Here is an 18254-nt window from a genome sequence, read left to right on the forward strand (position 1 = left end):
ATGATGAATAAATACTTTTTAAACTATTTGGATGAATTGGAATCAGAGTCTATTTATGTACTGAGAGAGGTATGGGCCCAATTTCAAAATCCTGTAATCCTTTTCTCTGGCGGTAAAGATTCCATTGTCTTAACACATTTAGCTAAAAAAGCTTTTTTTCCAAGTAAAATTCCATTTGCCTTAATGCATGTGGATACAGGTCATAATTTTCCTGAAACCATTTCTTTTAGAGATGAGTTAGTTAAGGTTATGGGAGTAAGACTTATCGTTGGTTATGTGCAGGATTCCATTGACAAAGGTAGAATAGCAGAGGAAAAAGGTAAAAACGCCACAAGAAATGCCTTACAGATTACTACCCTATTGGATGCTATAGAAACAAATAAAATAGATTGTGCCATAGGTGGAGGCAGAAGAGATGAGGAAAAATCCAGGGCCAAGGAACGTTTCTTCTCACATCGGGATGAATTTGGGCAATGGGATCCAAAAAATCAACGTCCAGAACTTTGGAATTTATTCAATGGAAAGCAATTCCAAGGTGAGCATTTCAGGGTCTTTCCTATAAGCAATTGGACAGAAATGGATATATGGAACTACATTAAGAGGGAAAGCATACAAATTCCATCTTTGTATTTTGCTCATGAAAGAGAAGTAGTTTGGCGTAATGATTCTTGGATACCGAATTCAGAATTTTTAATTCTTGACTCCAAGGAAGAAACTCATGTAAAAAAGATTCGCTTTAGAACACTGGGAGACATAACTATAACTGGGGGGATAGAATCAGATGCTGATACCCTCGAAAAAATAGTTCAGGAAGTAGCGGCGATGAGAAATACGGAACGTGGCAATAGAAGTGATGACAAAAGGTCGGATACTGCCATGGAAGACCGAAAAAGACAAGGGTACTTTTAACAAAATTTAATTACTAAATAATGAATATTAATAATAGTCAATTATTGCGATTCACTACTGCCGGTAGTGTCGATGACGGTAAAAGTACTCTGATTGGTAGGCTACTATACGATTCCAAATCTATATTCGAGGATCAACTTGAAGCCATTACAACAACCAGTATTAATAAAGGTCATAATGGGGTTGATCTTGCTTTGTTTACAGATGGATTAAAAGATGAAAGGGAACAAGGTATTACCATTGATGTTGCCTATAGGTACTTTACCACTCCTAAACGTAAGTTTATTATTGCGGATACTCCTGGGCATATACAATACACGAGAAATATGGTTACCGGGGCCTCAACAGCCAACGTCGCAATTATTTTAATAGATGCTCGCCATGGTGTAATTGAACAGACTAAGAGGCATGCATTTATTGCGTCCTTACTCCAGATTCCACATATTATAGTTTGTATAAATAAAATGGATCTAGTAGATTTTAAGGAAGAAGCATATGATGGCGTTGTAGCTCAATTTGAAGAGTTTTCATCGAAGCTGTTGGTCAAGGACATCAGATTTATCCCCATAAGTGCTCTATTGGGTGATAACGTAGTACATAGATCTGAAAATATGCCATGGTACCAAGGTGGTCTACTTTTACACACTTTAGAAACAATTCATATAAGTAGTGATATTAATAAGGTAGATGCCAGATTCCCAGTGCAGACAGTTCTACGTCCCCAAAGTGGTGAATATCTTGATTATAGAGGCTATGCTGGTCGAGTAGCTAGTGGGGTTTTTAGAATTGGAGATGAGATTACGGTAATGCCTTCCGGCTTTACTTCGAAAATAAAGACTATAGATACTATTGAAGGAGAATTAAAAAGGGCATTTGCACCCATGTCGGTCTCGATAACCCTTGAAGACGATATCGATGTTAGTAGAGGAGATATGATCGTTAGATCCAATAACAAATCGGGGGCTTCCCAAGATATTGAAGTAATGTTATGTTGGCTAACCCATTTACCTGCGAAACCCACTTCAAAATATACAATAAGACATACTTCCAATGAGCAAAAAGCAATTATAAAGGAAATTATTTATAAAATTGATATAAACTCCCTTTCTCGTTTACCAAACGAAAAAGAATTAAAAATGAATGACATTTGTAAGGTCAAAATACGTACTACAAAACCACTATTGATTGATTCTTACCGTGAAAACCGGGTTACAGGTAGTATTATTTTAATAGATGATAATACTAACGAAACAGTAGCGGCAGGAATGATAGTGTAACTTTAATTAGAACATTTATAAAAACAATTTATTCTGAAATGAACATGTTTTTACTCATTAAACCGAAATAGTATTACCTATATCGATTAATAACAAATAATAAATAATAAATTCTTTAATTAAAGTATGAAAAAATTAAGGTTAATTTTTATTTCAATAGCTGGACTACTATTTTTCTCCATTTTCCTGTCTTCAACAGTCCGTAATATCTATTTATCAAAGGATGGGGGCGTTAATAAATTTGGAATGTTTGCAGAGCCTATTAAAGTATTAGCCGAATTACCATCAATGGTAAAACAAGTTTTGGATCTCCCTGAATTTTTAATCAAAAATGTAGAGGCTAAAGATGGTTTTACATATTTTGGCAATCATAATTTTGATCAATATCCCAAAATATTGATTTCTTATAAAGAAAAAGAATTTGGTCAAAAATTTGACCTTTATGAATTGAGTACAGGAAAACTATTAAAACGTTGGGAACCGGACAATAAAAGCCTGTATGATCAAGCTTACAATCAAATGTATCCACGGAGGCCAAATAAGGGAAGTGACTTGTATTTTATGCACCCTTTCTTTGCTCAGGATAGTTCATTGATACTGAATTCCCAACTTACCAGTTTATTGGTTAAAATTGATAAAAACAGTAATACCGTTTGGTTAAAAAACGACAGGAATTACCATCATACAATAGAAGAAGACCACGAAGGGTATATTTTCACCTCTACACAACCTTTTCTATCAGGGAAATATGACATATTACCAGAAGATTACGATACCTACAAAACAATTCTCTTAGACGATGAAATCACAAAAATAAACCCGAAAAATGGTGATATAATTTATAGTAAATCAGTAATTGCAATATTACTAGAAAATGGATTTGAGGATTTACTGTTATCGAAAGGTCAATTTATAAGTGACCCCATTCATTTAAATGACATACAACCAGCACTTACAGATTCGGATCATTGGAAAAAAGGAGACCTTTTAATATCCTGTAGAAATCTTAGTACAATATTTATATACAGGCCCAGTACCTCTAAAATAATTTGGATAAAACATGGCCCTTGGTATAATCAACATGACGTAGATTTTCTGGATAATAACAAGATAGTCGTCTATGGAAATGATGTTATTCGTGAAGAAAGTACGATTGACCCTAAATTAACCTCTCAAAATCTTTTCTTCAGTGCCAAAAGAAAAAACAATGAAATTTACATTTATGACTTTGAAAAAGACACTATATTTATTCCATATAGTAGATTATTAAAAAATGAAATGGTAAATACCATTACCTCTGGAAGATGTGATGTCCTATCAAATGGTGACTTATTTATAGAAGAAACAAATGATGGGAAAATAATAATAGGTGATAGTATCCATAAAAAAATTGAATTTGTAAAAAGACTCGATGACAATCATATTTCAAGTCTATTTTGGAGCAGAATAATTAATTAAATTTTACAACTATGTTTTTATATCTAGGACCTGGCCTTGGAGGCGGAATAATTGCTGTTATTTCAGGTATTTTTTTGACTTTTTTCGCTTTTTTGGTAGCCATTTTTTGGTTGCCTATCAAACGATTCATTAATTTCATTAAGACCAAACTAAATAAAGGCTAATTTGATTTATTTCCTTATTTTCATTATAACAATACTCTCTTGCGCCATCTTCGATAATCTTGGGATAATGACACTTGTGAAAAACTTGACCAACTCTTATAAATTCCAGTTAAAAGCTTTACAGGATAAAACCAAAACCGATGAAGAGAAACAAAAGGAATTATTACATCAGATTTCAAAACAAATCATTTATCTATTAAAGCTCATTGGAAGTATTATTTTATTTATCAGCCCATTTATTTCCATATTCGTTATAGATGAACTATTTAATTCTACACACTCAGAAACACTATATAGCCTGGGTGGAACTTTAGTTTCTTTGATTGCAGTAGTGCTCTATATCATTATAAAAAAACAATATGTCAAGTTACTCAAAAAGCGAAAAAATACTACATAAACTATATTTATCAAATTATTTTTTAGCAAAGTCATCCTTGGAATTGGAAGAAATTATTTATGGGCCTAAGTCTAAAAATATCCAAATCCAGGAATACGTATTTATAACTGGTTTGGCAAGATCGGGAACAACGGCCCTAATGAATAAAATATTTGGTTCCGATGAATATGCTTCCCTGCAATATTCCAATATGCCGATTTTGCTTTCCCCAAATTTTTGGAATAAAAAACTTAAGATTGAGGCTCATGAGAGAGCCCACAAAGATGGTATAATCATAGATGGCAATTCACCTGAAGAATTTGATGAATATTTTTGGAAGGTATTCATGAAGGATTCTTATATAAAGGATGGACTATTACCTCATACAGTTAATGAAGAAATTGTAAACAAATATTTGACTTACATATCCTTGATTTGTTTGTCAAAGCAAAAACAAAAATATATCTCAAAAAACAATAACAACATTTTAAGGCTGGATACCTTAAAAAAAATAAACAATAGTAAAATATTTATTTTATTTAGGGAGCCCATTTCACATGCTTCATCCTTAATGAAGTTGCACCGTAGTTTTTCCGACAGCCAACTTGATGATCCATTTGTTCTGGATTATTTCAACTATTTGGGGCATCACGAATTTGGTCTTAATCATAAACCTTTTCTATTGACCTCGGATTTTATAGAAACAAGAACACAATATGATCTTGAAGATATAAATTATTGGATTATTCTATGGATTAATTATTATGAATATGTACTAGATACTTTCGACGATTCTTTTATGCTCATTTCTTTTGAAGATCTGGTTAATGAACCTGACGGTGTTTTTGAATATGTGGGCAAAAATCTCCAAGTCAAGCCCTTACCCAGTAGCATCAAAAAACATAAACCAATGGTCTATCAGTCCGTTGAATGTAATCCTGAAGTACAAAATCGAGCTAAACAGGTCTACAATAAACTAAACGCTTTAAAAAAGTATTAAACACTTATTTCAATCTAAAAAATGTTTTTTTAGACACAATATTTGTGTTTCAGTTTAAGTTTAGATTTTTGCATTATTTTTGAACAATTATTAATCAGAAGGAAAGCCATTAAATTTATGAAAATATTAGTTACAGGGGCAGCCGGTTTTATTGGGTTTTATGTGTCCAAAGTATTAATAGACCAAGGTCATACTGTGGTTGGACTGGACAATATCAATGACTATTACGATGTTAATCTAAAATACGCCCGCTTAAGGGAACTTGGCATTACTAAGGAAAATTCCGAAAAATTCAACCAACTTAGTATTAGCGAAACAAGCCCAAATACCTTTAAATTTATACGCTTAAATCTAGAAGACCGAGAGGCCCTACCCAAACTATTCCAAGAGCAAGATTTTGAGGTAGTATGTAATCTTGCCGCCCAGGCCGGAGTACGTTATAGTCTAGAAAATCCCGAAGCCTATATTGATAGTAATGTGGTCGGCTTTCTTAATATCTTGGAATGTTGTAGAAATTACAATATTAAACATCTAGTATATGCCAGCAGCTCCAGTGTATATGGCCTCAACAAAAAGGTGCCCTTCGAAACCAAAGATAATGTAGACCATCCCATAAGCCTTTATGCTGCAACTAAAAAAAGTAATGAACTCATGGCCCATACCTACAGTCATTTGTACGGTTTTGCGACTACTGGATTACGCTTTTTTACGGTCTATGGTCCTTGGGGAAGGCCGGACATGGCTATGTTCCTATTTACAGACGCCATGGTTCAAGGCAAACCTATAAAAGTCTTCAACAATGGAAAAATGGAACGAGATTTTACTTATATAGATGATATTACCGAAGGCGTAGTCCGCATATTAGAAAAAGATGTAAAACCTCGAATTGACAAGGGGGAAAAGTACAAAATTTACAATATCGGAAACAACAATTCGGTGAAGTTACTAGATTTTATTGAAGCAATAGAGAAAAAATTGGGTATCCAAGCCAAACGGAATCTTTTACCAATGCAGGCCGGGGATGTGGAAAAAACATGGGCAAATGTCGATGACCTCATAAAAGATTATAATTACAGGCCCAACACTCCTATTAAGGAAGGTGTTGGTCAATTTATCGATTGGTATAAAAAATTTTATAGTTATAACTAAATTATCCTTATCGCAATCTATAAAAATTTAAAAGTAATCCAGTTAAAGCAGTAAAAGAACAATAAAAAAAAGAAAAGTAACAATAGCCTTTAAACCTTTAAAATTATGCAGTAATTTCATTTCATCGAGTTTATTGCGACTTAAAATACTATTGGCATCTATTTAAGTATCTTTTATTCATCTTTGCGGCTTAAAATAATTCAAAATGCATTTTACTTCAATTGGCTTAAATTCTTCCTACCGTATACTAGTCACAGGAGGGGCCGGATTTATTGGTTCCAATCTATGCGAAGCACTGTTAAATAATGGCAACAAGGTGACTTGCCTAGATAATTTTGCTACTGGTAAACGAGAAAATATTGCGCATTTAAAAGCAAATCCAAATTTTGAGCTCATTGAAGGCGATATTCGAAATTTGACCGATTGCCAAAAGGCATGCAATGTGGCTGATTACATTCTGCACCAAGCCGCATTGGGATCGGTTCCAAGATCTATAAATGACCCGATTACCACCAACGAAGTAAACGTTTCCGGGTTTTTAAATATGTTGGTTGCTGCAAGGGATGCCAAGGTAAAACGTTTTATTTATGCCGCCAGTTCCTCTACCTATGGTGATTCTGAAGCATTGCCTAAAGTGGAAGATGTAATTGGAAAACCGCTCTCCCCATATGCCATTACTAAATATGTAAACGAACTGTATGCTGATATTTTTAGTAAAACTTATGGACTTGAGACCATTGGTCTGCGATATTTTAATGTTTTCGGAAGAAAACAGGACCCAAATGGCGCCTATGCTGCGGTAATCCCGAAATTTGTAATGCAGTTGATGAAATACGAATCCCCCGTTATAAATGGAGATGGTAGCTATTCTAGGGATTTCACATATATAGACAATGTGATCCAAATGAATCTTAGGGCCATAAACAGTAATAATAAAGAGGCTGTAAATACCGTTTACAATGTAGCTTATGGGGAACGAACAGATTTAAAAGAGCTAGTGTCTCTATTAAAAAAATATTTAAGTGTATTTGATTCCAAGATTGCCCAAGTAGAAATCAGCTTTGGACCCAACCGACAAGGTGATGTACCACATTCCCTTGCATCTATTCAAAAAGCGAAAAATTTGCTGGAATACGATCCAGAATACAATATTGAAACTGGGCTGCAAGAAGCCGTAACATGGTATTGGAAAAATTTAAAATAAAATATTATCTAAAATGAATTTAACTGTTATTGGAACGGGCTATGTAGGTCTGGTTAGTGGTACTTGTTTTGCCGAAATGGGAAATACGGTAACCTGTATTGATGTTGACACAAAAAAAATAGACAATTTAAAAAACGGTATAATCCCTATTTACGAACCAGGTTTGGAAGCCATGGTTAAGAGAAATATTCAAAATAATACACTGCGATTCAGCACCAAACTACATAATCATTTGCAGAAATGTGATTTAGCCTTCATTGCAGTAGGGACACCAATGGGAGATGACGGTTCTGCTGATTTAAAATATGTACTACAAGTAGCAAAGGAAATAGGTCAACATATGACACATCCTTTAATTATTGTAGACAAATCTACAGTTCCTGTTGGTACTGCGGATAAAGTATCCGCTACTATTCAAAAGGAATTGGACATACGACAGGTTAGCATTGAATATCATGTAGTCTCAAATCCAGAGTTTCTAAAAGAAGGAGATGCTATAAGCGATTTCATGAAACCTGACCGGGTGGTTATAGGCTCGGATAATGCAGGAGCGACCGAAAAAATGCGCACATTGTATTCCCCTTTCTTTAGAAGTAGTCTTGATCGTTTGATTACCATGGATGTTCGTTCAGCGGAAATGACCAAATATGTGGCTAACGCCATGTTGGCTACCAAAATTTCGTTTATGAATGAAATCGCCAATATTTGTGAATTGGTAGGTGCTGATGTGAATAAAGTGAGAATTGGTATTGGGTCTGATAGTAGAATTGGCTATAGCTTTATCTATCCTGGTTCAGGCTACGGTGGTTCATGTTTTCCAAAAGATGTTAAGGCGTTGAAAAAAACTGCTGAGGAACATGGTTATAAAGCTAGTTTGATTACCTCTGTTGAGGATGTAAACGACAGGCAAAAACTTGTTATTGCCCATAAAGTAATAAATAGATTTGGCGAGGATTTGAAAGGAAAGACCTTTGCCATTTGGGGCTTGGCTTTTAAACCTGAGACAGATGATATGCGAGAAGCCCCTGCAATATATATTATTAAGGAATTAGTGATGCGGGGAGCAAAAATACAAGCCTATGATCCGAAAGCTATGAAAGAGGCTCAACATTTCTATTTAAAAGGAATTGACGGTGTAACATATCATAACTCCAAATACGAAACCCTGAAAAATGCGGATGCCATGATTTTGTTGACGGAATGGAAGGAGTTTAGGTCTCCTGATTTTGAAGAACTAAAAGTACAATTGAATACTCCTATTATTTTTGATGGACGTAATCAGTACAACGATGTATTAATGAACGAGAAAGGAATTGAATATTTTCAAATCGGGAAAAAATAATTAATATATGAATTCAATAAAAATTGCCGTAATTGGATTGGGATATGTTGGCCTGCCATTAGCCCGCTTGTTCGCAACTAAATACGCCGTGATAGGATTTGATATCAACGAAAAAAGAATAACAGAATTACAGGCAGGCAAGGACAATACCTTAGAAGTAGAGGATGATATCTTACAAGCCGTTTTGTCCGATACCCCAAAAATGGATAATACGGGACTGTATTGCACAAATAGTTTGGAAGACATAGCAGATTGCAATTACTACATTGTAACAGTTCCAACTCCTGTGGACAGTACCAATAGACCTATTTTAACCCCACTATATAAGGCCAGTGAAACAGTAGGCCAAGTACTAAAAAAGGGAGATATCGTAGTATATGAATCTACAGTTTACCCAGGGGTCACAGAGGATGAATGTATTCCGGTTTTGGAAAATATAAGTGGCTTAAAATTCAACATCGATTTTTATGCAGGGTATTCCCCAGAAAGGATCAATCCAGGGGATAAGGAACATACCGTAGAAAAAATATTAAAAGTAACCTCGGGTTCAACTCCAGAAATTGGCAAAAAAGTAAATGAACTTTATGCCTCTGTAATTACCGCTGGAACGCATTTGGCCCCTAACATCAGGGTTGCCGAGGCGGCCAAGGTAATAGAAAATTCGCAACGAGATATCAATATTGCCTTTGTAAATGAACTGGCCAAAATCTTTAATTTAATGGGCATTGACACCCATGATGTTTTGGAGGCTGCTGGCACCAAATGGAATTTCCTGCCCTTTAAACCAGGATTGGTTGGAGGGCACTGTATTGGGGTGGACCCCTATTATTTAGCCCAAAAAGCACAGGAATATGGGTATCATCCTGAGATTATTTTGGCTGGTAGACGGATGAACGATGGTATGGGTAAGTATGTAGCGTCGGAAGTAGTTAAATTGATGGTGCAAAATGATATTAAGGTCAAAGGTGCCAACATATTGGTATTGGGAATTACGTTCAAGGAAAATTGTCCTGATGTGCGCAATACTAAAGCTGTTGACGTTATTAACAACCTCAGCACTTATGGTGCGCTGGTGGATATTTATGATCCTTGGGCGTCGGCTGAAGAAGTTATGCACGAATATAAATTAACTGCTTCTAAAGAATTATCGAACAAAAAATTCGATGCAATTGTACTTACAGTGGCCCATAATCAATTTCTATCCTTAGATTTCAGTAATCTCCTAAAACCTAATGGGGTGGTTTATGACGTTAAAGGTTTTATACCTGAAATAGCAAACGGTAAATTATAATGCACAACAAAGTTAAAAAGCAAAAAATTGCTTTTGTTATTCCCTCACTTGGGGCTGGTGGAGCAGAGCGTGTTGTTTCTACCTTGGCGAACGCTCTAATCAAAAATTATGAAGTTTATATAATAACATTTATTAAAATAGTCCCATTTTATAAATTGCACAAGGACGTTCAATTAGTACACTGCGTTGATAAAATTACTCCAAGCAGAAATATATTTAATGCTTTAAAAAGCAATTATATTTTACTAAAAAAAATCAATGCAATTGTTAAAAAGGAAAAAATTCAACTCTTGATTGGTTTTTTAACGAGCGCAAATGTACTATCTGTTCTAGCTGCAAAAAGCAATTCTATCCCTTGTATTATTAGTGAAAGGAATAATCCGAATAAGAATAAAGTCAATAAATTTTGGAAAATACTTAAGAATTTTAGTTATCATAAAGCAAACTTTTTAGTCGTTCAAACAAAGGAAATTAAAGAATATTATGTTTCAAGCGTAACTGAAGAAAAATTAATAATTCTACCTAATCCAATTTCTGATGAATTATCGTTAAAAAGAGATAAAAAGGCTTTAAAAGAAAATATTATTCTTAATGTTGGAAGATTAACCCGTCAAAAAGCACAGGATGTATTAATAAAGTCATTTTCCAGAATCGATGACAAAAACTGGAAACTTTTAATTATTGGTGAAGGCCCCAAGAAGAAAGATTACGAGCAATTGGTTGAAAAACTAGACCTTAAGGACAGGGTATTAATAAAAAGTAAAACCAAAAATATAGATAAGTACTACAATTCTTGTAGTATTTTTGCCTTCTCCTCAATATTTGAAGGTTTCCCCAATGCCCTTATAGAAGCCATGCATTTTGGCATTCCCTGTATTTCTACAGATTGTCCGACCGGACCATCCGAGTTGATCGAAGATGGCATAAATGGCTTTCTCATCCCCATGAACAACGAGGAAGTTTTAACTGAGAAAATTAATCAACTCATTTCAAAAGAAGATTTAAGATTATCCTTCGGCAAAAATGGTCAGAAGACCGTAGATCAATTCAGGGTGGACTACGTCGTTAAACAATGGAATAGAATTATCCAGCTTTCGATATAATTTACAAATGTTTGAATATATAAAAGAATACTTCGGAAATCTTAATATTAAACGCCTAATCCATCAACCGGTATTTAAAAATATCGTGTTGGTTATGAGTATTACCCTATTCATGAAGGGTGTTGGTTTTTACAAGGAATCGGTCGTTGCAGCTACCTTTGGTTTATCCGAATTGCTGGATACTTTTTTTATTGCCATGTTAGTGCCTGGATTTATAAATAGTGTGTTTCTAGGAGCTTTTAGAAATGTATTTATCCCGAACTATGTCGCCGAATTGAAAACTGGAAATAACATTGCCTCATTCCAAGGAACTGGTTTCTTTATAACGGGTTTAGTTTCATTTCTCTTCTTAATAATAGCCTATTTATTTACCGATGTCTATCTTGAAAACTTTTTCGCAGGGCATGACCAAGCTTTTTATGCTCTCGTGAAATTACAATTTCATTATGTTCTACCATGTATTCTCTTATGGGGCTTTTCATCAATTTTAAGTGGACTCTTAAATATTAATGGGGAATTTAGATATACCTCATTCACAACAATATTTACACCAGTTTCAATTATTATATGCCTTTGGCTATTCCAAAACATATTAGGAGATTCAGTCCTAGCCTTAGGCACCTTAATAGGTGCTGTTCTGGGGTTTCTATATCTACTAGTGATAAGTTTGCATAGGAAAGTCCTAAGTGTTGCCTGGCCAAATTTTAGCAATATAAATGCCAAACAAATGTTCTACCAACTACCGGCTAAGGTCTCTTCTGGATTTTTAACTGGTATGAATGGAGTTGTAGACCAGTATTTTGCAGCTCAATTAGCCGTTGGATCCATTGCAGCTTTAAATTATGGTCTTAAAATGCCAGCCTTTTTATCTGGTATATTAATTATTGCCATTAGCAACGTATTGTTGCCATATTTTGCAAAAGCTGCAATTGAAAACAAGAAAAAAACTTTTAAACTTCTTTTTAAAATTCTTAAGTCTCTATTTATAGGAGCAGCTATATTTTCTATAATTGCCATATTTACGACAGATTTTTTTGTACAACTATTTTTTGAGCGTAAAGAATTTACGTCAGAAGACACAGCTTTAGTATCCATAATTCAAAAAATTATATTGGCTTACATTCCCTTTTCAATTGCCGGAATGATAATTGTAAATTTTTTAACAAGCATAAATAAAAATGCAATTATGGCCTACGTATCTTTTGGGGCATTGGTCATTAATATCATTTTAGATTATATCCTAATGCAGTATTACGGTATTTTTGGTATAGCAATTTGTACTACAGTAGTAGTTATTTTAAAAAACATCGTATTATTTGGATATACTCTAAAACTAAGTCGACAGGAAGAAACACTGAAAAAATAGGCAGTATTTATTTTTTAAAAAAATTCACCTATTTTTATAGAACTTCAAGTAGTTTCAGAATTCCATTTTATTTTATTTCATCCAGTAAACTAGAAAGTACAGGACCGTTGTTCAATTGGTGAAAATTAATGTCCTGACCTTTGACATTATTTTCTATCAAAACGACTTCCCCCAAATTGTCTATAGCGAAATCCCAGGAAATTAATCGAAAAAATGGCGCTGTTTTATGTAATTCTATGGCCATCTCTTTAACTTTTTGCACAAATGGGAGGGCAATTTCCTTAAAAGGTATTCCACTGTCAGTTGTCATGAAAATTTTACCAGTATTATTTTGAAACCCATTTTCTCTTAAATTCCCCTGTTCATCTATACCACAAGATAATCCTCCTCCGGTTGAATTATCGGTAAAAGCTCCTTCCCTTCCCATCCTAACAATAATAGAAAGAACTACTGCATCACTACTCTTTAATAAAGTCATTACGCGAAATGTATTTAAGGATGTTCCATTTAAAGCACTCATTTTCGGATGTTGCTTAACAACTCTTTGAATTATAAAATCTCTTTTATAGCCATCCAATAATGACTTTAAGGAACTCTGGCTGTTATTGGTAATTCCATTTTCGCAAGAAAACAGTATTACATTTTTCCCTCCACCAGTTTCAAGTGTGGGCTTCAGGACCAGATTCTCACCCGTATTACACAATTCAAGAATTTCTCCCCAATCAATAAGACCATTTACTCCGTAGTAAAAACCGTTTATATTTTTAAGTACTGTTTCAGGTTGCTTTACTTTAGGGAATAACCTTTCCAATAAATTCTTATCCTCCAAAGCCGGAAAATACAACTCTCTATTTAATTTTGATTCCAAATACATATAGAAAAAATTTTCAGGAATATAACTTTTGGAAAAATTATTGTTGCAGTCAGAATAATATTGATGCCAAAGAACATTGACATTTTTAACACCATAACTTTTGTAATATGATTTTATTTCCTTGACTTGGGTGTTGGTCAATTTTTTTGACCTTTTCAACTCCAAAAGTTTTTTAACCTTTCTTTTCCACCTAATATTGTGAGAAATTTTAGTAGCTTTTTTATAAGCTTTTAAAGATATATAAACAATCAGTGATAATAGTTTCATATTTACTTATATTTTTGCCTGAAATTAATTGTTTAAAGTTATATTAAATAATTCTTTTTTTTTGCCTTTGAACAAATCATAAATTAAATATTTCGATAAATTTATATCCAATCTATAGTTAATGAATTTACTACGTTATATTATCTTGTTTTTAATTTTGTGTAATATGCCCAGCTACCTTCTGGCTTATTTTGGAAGTAGTTTAGGATCCTTGAGTAGTTATGCCTCATCCTTATTGTTAGTAGCTTATTATTTTCTTTCAAAGGAAAAGCACGAATTAATGTTCCCTTTTATTTTGTTGGGAGTGCTTTACTATACATTAAGTGGCCTTAATTTTGCAGAAATTGATCCAGAGTGGTTCTTTAAAGATTTTATTCGGTTCATGATCGTTGTTTTTTGCGCGGTAGACTTACTGCATAAAACAAACAATAAAGATATCTATATAATTTTGCTAATAGGCGCCTTAAGTATTATTATTAACGCAGTCATATTCCCATTGGCCAATGCCAACTTCTACCCTACCTATGGACGTTTCAGCGGTTTTTATTTAAATCCCAACTTCGCTGGCTCAATATGCTTAGTTGGCTATGCCTTAAGTTATTCCATGTCCAATAAGTGGTTAAGATTAAGCGGGCAATTAATTTTTACATTGGCGGGCATTCTAACCTTTTCACGCTCCTTTATAGTAATATGGTTGTTGATAAATATGATTGCGATTTATCATAATAGAAAGAACGTTATTGCCCCGGCAATTGGAGCTTTGGTACTAGTTTTGTTATTTGCCGTTTCGAGTTTCTTAACCTTGAATACAGCTCGTTTTTCGGCATTAAAAAGTATATTCAGTGATGAAAAAATTCAATCAAATACTATACAGGAAGGTTCCAGAACTGGTACTTGGGCTTTATATACAGATGTTATTTTCGACAAGCCATTTTTTGGGAACGGATATGAATATATGCAAAAAAAACATCCCGGTCTCCCTGGTGTCCACAATTCATTTTTAATGGTTATTGGAGAGGCCGGTATATTTCCGTTTTTATTAATAGTCGGAATTTATATTTATTTGCTGATAAAAAGTTACTCGGTTTTTAGATCGAATCCAGAATATTTTTATTTAAGTTGTGTACTAACAATAAGTCTAATGGTAGGACACGGATACTTTTCAAATTATTATAATGTACTTGTTTCTATGTTTATTTTTATACAAATAAAAAAAATATCCGCAAGTTCTTCTGTAATTATAAAATAGAACTAATTTCCAATCGTTTTACTTCAACTATGAAACAACCATTAAAATATATCTATCACAGAACCTTAGTTGGTAAAATAGTGATGAATTTGTATCACTTTATTAATAAAGAAATAGTCCCGGAACGCATTTACCTGAAATACAGATATAAAAAGCACTTTGGAGAGTTTCCCGACTTAAGAAGTCCCAAAACTCTAAATGAAAAAATCATCTGGCTAAAATTACATGATAGAACACCGCTACATACACGATGCGCGGATAAATACGAAGTTCGGGGGTTTATAAAAGATAATATTGGAGAAGAATATTTGGTCCCGTTATATTTTCATACGCAAAATGTTAATGAGATCATTGCTGATAATTTACCTGATACCCACTGTATAATAAAAACCAATCACGACAGTGGTGGCGGAATTTTTGTTTTGGACAAAACTAAAATGAATTGGGAAGACATTCAACAGAAATTAAAAAAAAGAATGGAAAAAAATTACTATCCGAAATCCAAAGAATGGCAATACAAGAACATAACTCCAAGAGTTATTGTAGAAAAATTATTACAAAACAGTAAAGGAGAAATTCCAGAGGATTATAAACTTCATTGTTTTAATGGAAGTGTTAGAATGATTCAAGTAGATATGGGTAGAGGGACAACAAATCATTATAGAAACTGGTACAATACTCATTGGCAACGTGAGCCCTATAAATGGTCTTCCCCAAAAGGTCCTGGAAAATATACAGACCCCAGTCCAGATGATGTGCCAAGGCCTAAAACCCTTGAGAAAATGATATCGCTATCCGAAATTATATCTACTCATTTTGATTATGTCCGAGTAGATTGGTATGATGTAGATAGTAAGTTATATTTTGGTGAAGTTACCTTTCATCATGACGGGGGCAACAAACCAATATTACCTGAAAAATGGGATTTAATACTTGGAAGCGAACTTATCCTTACAAAACTAAAATTACAAGATGTCCCAAAAGATTAATATAACATTTATTATCCCGTCTTTAAGGGCTGGAGGTGCGGAAAGAGTAATGTCATTTATTGCATCTAACTTGAATCAAAGTACATTTAATGCCACTCTATTGGTTATTGGCGGTGAATCTGACAAAGCATATGAAATCACGAACATTCGTGTAATTTATCTAAATAAAGCTAAAATCAGGTTGGCGTTTTTTAAAATATTCAAATATCTATTGTTTGAAAAAAATGATATCGTGGTTAGTTCAATTGGCCATTTGAATACGATGATGGCTATTTTTGCCATATTTTTTAGAAGAGTAAATTTTGTTGCTAGGGAAACTGTAGTGAAAGGCAGTAACAATCCTAAGAATAGAAAATTTCTTAATCTTGATTGGCTTAAAAAGTATACGATCAAAAAAGTAATTTGCCAGTCTAATGATATGATGAATGATTTAGTTACTAATTATGGATTTAAAAAAGAAAAATTAATTGTTATAAATAACCCTGTAACTTCCGACTTTGAAGCAAAAACAGATGTTATCAACTTTAAATCTAAAGAAGTAATCAATTTCATAACTGTCGGTCGCCTAGCTAAGCCAAAGGGCCATGGGCGTATCTTAAATTCACTAGCTAGACTTAAGTTCCCTTTTCACTATACCATTATAGGTTCAGGTCCAGAGGAACAGAATATTAAAAAATTAATATCAACTCTTAATCTAGATAAAAAGACCACACATATTCCTTTTACTAAAGAAATACCAAATTATCTAGCATCCAGTGATATTTACCTTCAAGGATCTTACGTAGAAGGATTTCCTAATGCCCTGTTAGAAAGTTGTGCTATTGGCACCCCAGTAGTCGTATTTGAAGCTCCTGGCGGTATCAATGAAATAGTTGAAAACGGAATAAACGGCTATATAGCTAAAACCGAGGAAGAATACATTAATTCGATTATTAAAATGATAGATATTGGATTATGGAATCCAAAAATCATTAGTAATTCTGTATTAAGAAAATACAATGAGAAAAAAATACTCGAAAACTATGAAGCATTTTTTAGAGAACTAGTAGCATGAAAAAATATTTTGATTGGCTTATCGTAATTCCTACCGACAGTTTGGGTGGTGGAGCGGAACAACTATTATTTAATATTACTAGTTACCTCAGTAATAAGGATGAAAAGTGCCTAATTGTTTTTCTTAGTGAAAAACGATCTGGAATGTGGGAAGTTCTTGAAAATAAATGCAAAATTAAATATTTGCCTTGTAAGAATTTATACCTAGGTTATTTATTATTCATTCCCTATCTAATAGTATTGCGCACCACATCAAGAGTTAAAAATACGTTCTCTTCCCAAACACTAATTAATGCACTCTTAGGGTTAATGAAGAAAATTGGCCTTCTTAGAAGAACTAAAGTTATCGTTCGAGAGTCCAATTCCATATTTCATTTACTAAAAGGTAAAAAATTAAAGATGTATGCATTTGCATATAAAATAGGCTACTCGAAAATAAACTTAGTAATTTGTCAGACCAATTTTATGAAAACCCAACTGCAAGCGGCAAATCCTTGGATGGAAAAGAAACTAAAGGTAATCGTAATGAGCAATCCTATTGATTTAGATATGATTCAGCAAAAGTCAAAAATAGAATTGAATGAGAGTTATGATTGTGATATTATAGTTGCTGCTGGACGATTAGTACCAGTGAAGGGTTTTGATATATTAATTGAATCTTTTTATGAACTTCAGAAGGACTTTCCAAACCAAAAACTAATAATTTTAGGTGAAGGGAAGGAAAGAAATAATCTACAAAAACAAATAGCCCGTTTAAAGTTAGGCGAAAAGGTTATCCTTGCTGGATTCGTTAAGAATGTCTATCCATATTTTAAAAAAGCTAAATTATGTGTTATGTCTTCAAGAATTGAAGGGTTTCCAAATGTACTCCTACAGATGATGTCGCAAAACACTAAAGTTGTTAGTACCATAAGTGCTGGGGGAATCGAGGAAATACCAGGTATTTTCACATGTGAAATAAATAATGTTGACAAATTAACCAATGCTATAAAAAACTGCCTTGTCGCAGACACAGAAATTAATCGGCAAATATTTAATCAAAATCTGGAAAAAAGAACAATGAACGGGTTTGTAGAGAAAATAATTGAAATTGTAGAACATTGACTTATTGGCCATTTTGGCTATTATTTAATAGATGATTAGTATTATAAAAACATAACCAAGAGAATATGTCGAGTTTTAG

At 33.5% G+C, this 18254-nt stretch carries 16 protein-coding genes; 15 read left to right on the forward strand and 1 reads right to left on the reverse strand.

Features of this window, described 5'->3' with window-relative positions:
* Positions 1–3 precede the first annotated feature (3 nt).
* The 11 genes from cysD (at position 4) to murJ (ending at position 12639) form a co-directional block, all read left to right on the forward strand.
* A complete protein-coding gene (gene cysD, locus CWD90_RS13685; protein WP_103476709.1) occupies positions 4–909 on the forward strand; it encodes a sulfate adenylyltransferase subunit CysD in 906 nt (301 codons plus the stop codon).
* Between the two features lie 20 nt (positions 910–929).
* Positions 930–2186, forward strand: a complete 1257-nt coding sequence (locus CWD90_RS13690) for a sulfate adenylyltransferase subunit 1 (RefSeq protein ID WP_103476638.1) — start codon at positions 930–932, stop codon at positions 2184–2186.
* A gap of 126 nt (positions 2187–2312) precedes the next feature.
* Complete coding sequence (locus CWD90_RS13695; protein WP_103476639.1) at positions 2313–3644, forward strand: arylsulfotransferase family protein; 1332 nt, start codon at positions 2313–2315, stop codon at positions 3642–3644.
* Positions 3645–3875: 231 nt separating this feature from the next.
* On the forward strand, positions 3876–4205 hold the full coding sequence (locus tag CWD90_RS13700) for a hypothetical protein (protein ID WP_103476640.1): 330 nt from the start codon (positions 3876–3878) through the stop codon (positions 4203–4205).
* Positions 4168–5184, forward strand: a complete 1017-nt coding sequence (locus CWD90_RS13705; RefSeq protein ID WP_103476641.1) for a sulfotransferase — start codon at positions 4168–4170, stop codon at positions 5182–5184. The genes CWD90_RS13700 and CWD90_RS13705 overlap by 38 nt, the downstream gene beginning before the upstream one ends.
* A 117-nt stretch (positions 5185–5301) precedes the next feature.
* Positions 5302–6333 carry an NAD-dependent epimerase gene (locus tag CWD90_RS13710; protein ID WP_103476642.1) on the forward strand — a complete coding sequence of 344 codons (1032 nt, stop codon included), beginning with the start codon at positions 5302–5304 and terminating at the stop codon, positions 6331–6333.
* 205 nt (positions 6334–6538) lie between these two features.
* On the forward strand, positions 6539–7537 hold the full coding sequence (locus tag CWD90_RS13715) for an SDR family oxidoreductase (protein ID WP_103476643.1): 999 nt from the start codon (positions 6539–6541) through the stop codon (positions 7535–7537).
* Between the two features lie 13 nt (positions 7538–7550).
* The gene (locus CWD90_RS13720; RefSeq protein ID WP_103476644.1) at positions 7551–8879 is read left to right on the forward strand and encodes a UDP-glucose dehydrogenase family protein; all 1329 of its coding nucleotides are present in this window, start codon (positions 7551–7553) and stop codon (positions 8877–8879) included.
* 7 nt (positions 8880–8886) lie between these two features.
* Positions 8887–10170, forward strand: a complete 1284-nt coding sequence (locus tag CWD90_RS13725) for a nucleotide sugar dehydrogenase (RefSeq protein ID WP_103476645.1) — start codon at positions 8887–8889, stop codon at positions 10168–10170.
* Complete coding sequence (locus CWD90_RS13730; protein WP_103476646.1) at positions 10170–11273, forward strand: glycosyltransferase family 4 protein; 1104 nt, start codon at positions 10170–10172, stop codon at positions 11271–11273. The genes CWD90_RS13725 and CWD90_RS13730 overlap by 1 nt, the downstream gene beginning before the upstream one ends.
* 112 nt (positions 11274–11385) lie before the next feature.
* On the forward strand, positions 11386–12639 hold the full coding sequence (gene murJ / locus CWD90_RS13735) for a murein biosynthesis integral membrane protein MurJ (RefSeq protein ID WP_262494955.1): 1254 nt from the start codon (positions 11386–11388) through the stop codon (positions 12637–12639).
* Positions 12640–12706: 67 nt separating this feature from the next.
* Here the strand turns inward: murJ and CWD90_RS13740 are convergent, their stop codons facing one another.
* Positions 12707–13780: a sugar-transfer associated ATP-grasp domain-containing protein gene (locus CWD90_RS13740; protein ID WP_103476648.1), complete on the reverse strand. Its 1074-nt coding sequence runs from the start codon at positions 13778–13780 to the stop codon at positions 12707–12709.
* A 166-nt stretch (positions 13781–13946) separates the two neighbouring features.
* Between CWD90_RS13740 and CWD90_RS13745 the strand changes: the two genes are divergently transcribed.
* The 4 genes from CWD90_RS13745 to CWD90_RS13760 are packed head-to-tail and all read left to right on the forward strand — an operon-like array spanning position 13947 to position 18175.
* Positions 13947–15029, forward strand: coding sequence for an O-antigen ligase family protein (locus CWD90_RS13745; RefSeq protein ID WP_157941228.1), 1083 nt, complete (start codon positions 13947–13949; stop codon positions 15027–15029).
* Positions 15030–15058: 29 nt separating this feature from the next.
* Complete coding sequence (locus CWD90_RS13750; protein ID WP_103476650.1) at positions 15059–16018, forward strand: ATP-grasp fold amidoligase family protein; 960 nt, start codon at positions 15059–15061, stop codon at positions 16016–16018.
* Complete coding sequence (locus CWD90_RS13755; protein WP_103476651.1) at positions 16002–17072, forward strand: glycosyltransferase; 1071 nt, start codon at positions 16002–16004, stop codon at positions 17070–17072. The genes CWD90_RS13750 and CWD90_RS13755 overlap by 17 nt, the downstream gene beginning before the upstream one ends.
* Positions 17069–18175 carry a glycosyltransferase gene (locus CWD90_RS13760; RefSeq protein WP_103476652.1) on the forward strand — a complete coding sequence of 369 codons (1107 nt, stop codon included), beginning with the start codon at positions 17069–17071 and terminating at the stop codon, positions 18173–18175. Before CWD90_RS13755 ends, CWD90_RS13760 begins: the two co-directional genes overlap by 4 nt.
* The last annotated feature ends 79 nt before the right edge of the window (positions 18176–18254 follow it).

Source organism: Arenibacter catalasegens (assembly GCF_002909235.1).
GTDB lineage: Bacteria > Bacteroidota > Bacteroidia > Flavobacteriales > Flavobacteriaceae > Arenibacter > Arenibacter catalasegens.